2 protein-coding genes are annotated in these 2,041 nt (G+C 39.0%); one reads left to right on the top strand and one right to left on the bottom strand.

Translation table 11 applies throughout. From position 1 onward, the window contains the following. The coding region (locus tag AC1WIP_RS15080) for a YbaK/EbsC family protein (protein WP_481142600.1) at positions 1–349 on the top strand (349 nt) is incomplete at its 5' end. Positions 350–352: 3 nt separating this feature from the next. Here AC1WIP_RS15080 and AC1WIP_RS15075 read toward each other — a convergent pair. Then, positions 353–1,708, bottom strand: a complete 1,356-nt coding sequence (locus tag AC1WIP_RS15075) for a hypothetical protein (protein WP_481142599.1) — start codon at positions 1,706–1,708, stop codon at positions 353–355. Positions 1,709–2,041 lie beyond the last annotated feature (333 nt).

Genomic DNA, 2,041 nt, shown 5'->3' with positions numbered 1-2,041 from the left:
CATGATTGCAAAGACCCTTTCCTTTAAGGTGCAGGATCATGGAATTTTGATCGTCACCAGCGGGGATACCAAGGTTGACAATCACAAGTACAAAGCAAAATTCGGTGCCAAGGCAAAAATGCTGACTCCCGATGAAGTAATGGAATATACGGGACATGGCATAGGGGGCGTCTGTCCCTACGCCAATCCGGAGGGCAGGGTAAAGGTCTATCTGGATGAATCCCTAAAGCGTTATCCCATGGCCCTTCCTGCGGCGGGAAGCCCAAGCAGCTGCGTCAGGCTTACCATAGAGGAGCTGGAGAAATCCTGTCCCGGCGCAGAATGGGTGGATGTGTGCGTTATTGTGTAATGTTTATTTTACGCTAAGGATGGCAATTTTATTTTTGTCCGTCTGATCTGCAAGTTCAAAATATACAGAATGATCAACTCCCTGGAATGTAAAAAGAAAGGTATACACATCATCCTCAGAGGAAAATAATTGTTCATAGGTCATTCCTTCCAGATCAAAGCAATAAATTCCTTCCTTTCCATAAGAGGATTCCCTTCTTTGGTTTGCTATTACATAATGATCCAGGAGAGCGTAAGAAAAGAGACGGCCGGGGGAAAATTCTATTTGAGAGAGTTTTCCCTCATTAAAATTATATACATACAAAATATCAGCATCTCCAGATTCCTCTGTCCAAATGCAGAGATATTCATTGGCAACAGGTCTGTGCACGGCGCCTTTCACAGAAAGAGTTCTTTTTTCATGGTTATCTGTGTTTTGTATGGTGATGGAGGACGTACCGTCACCCTTTTCTAATGAAATATCATAATTGCCGCATAAGGTAAAGGGATTTACGGCTTGAGATTCTAAATCAAGCTTTTTGGGCTGTGTCTGTGTAGCGGAATCCAGCATATAAACAGTTCTGTCATCTTTGACCTCTTCCCAGATTAAATAGGTTCCATCAAATATTATATTTGAAATATCCACACAACCATCCTCATGGTATTGGTAAACAAGCTCATCAGAATCCGTCTTTGTATCATAGACTCTGATCTGAGTATTATATTTTTCTTCAAAGGATAAAAGAGAAGCGTCCTCCAGATTAAGTTCTGCCCGGGCCTGTCTTGCAGTATAGGACAATTTTTCAATGGTTTCCTTTAAATCCGATACCTTATCACTGTCTGAAATACAATAACAGATATCATCTTTTACAAAATAAGCCATGTAGTTTTCTATTTCACTGATATCTCCAGTTTCTGTATTCTCGGAGGTTATTTTATTTTGTATTACCGTAACCAGCGCGTCCAGACTTTCACTTGTATATTGTTCATATAAGACATATTCATAATTCTGCTCCTGATTAAGGTACTGAAGGGGAAAATCCTCCATTTCCTCTACCGTATAATCCGCAACATAATCACTTGCGTACATCATATGCACATAGATTCCAAATCCATCCTCTTTCACATAGGCTACAGAAACCCTTCCTGCATCTCCCTCCTTTAAGCTATAAAGGATTTCCGTTGTCTGATATTCTTCTGGCAGCTTTAAAAACTGGATTCCTGTTTCCGATTCCAGCGTTTCCATATCATCAAAGTTTCTTCCCACGTAAGAATCGCCGTCATAGGAAAATTCATCGCACAAAGAAGGCTCTGCCGCATCAACCTTATAAAGCGTCCCCAGTGGAATCTCTTCATTGTTCAACGAAAGAACAGCCTGCATTTCCTCTTTTTCAGTACCGCATGAGCAAAGAAAAAAAAGAAAGAAAAATAGTGTCAAAAATAAATTTTTCTTCATCTTGTTCTCCATGATGTCAGGGTCAAAAGGTCTCCCTGTCACAAATTCTCAGAATTGTTTGCGGCTTCAGAGTCAAGTTGCTCCTGCAGATGACAAACAATTCTGAGGATTTGTGACTGAAAACTCTTTTGACCTCAACATAATCTCCATAAAAATAGTATTAAAAAATATAATAGCAAATGTTCTATATTTATTATAATATATTATCAAATATTCGTCTATTAATATTTCATTTTGTTATTTTTATAAATAAGCTTA

The sequence above is a fragment of the Acetatifactor sp. genome, assembly GCF_982438285.1.
This window is presented reverse-complemented; position numbering and strand designations above follow the sequence as displayed.

Bases quoted from the DNA above. Each gene is read 5' to 3' on its own strand.
- AC1WIP_RS15075 (WP_481142599.1), bottom strand. From the start codon at position 1,708: ATGCAGGCTGTTCTTTCGTTGAACAATGAAGAGATTCCACTGGGGACG.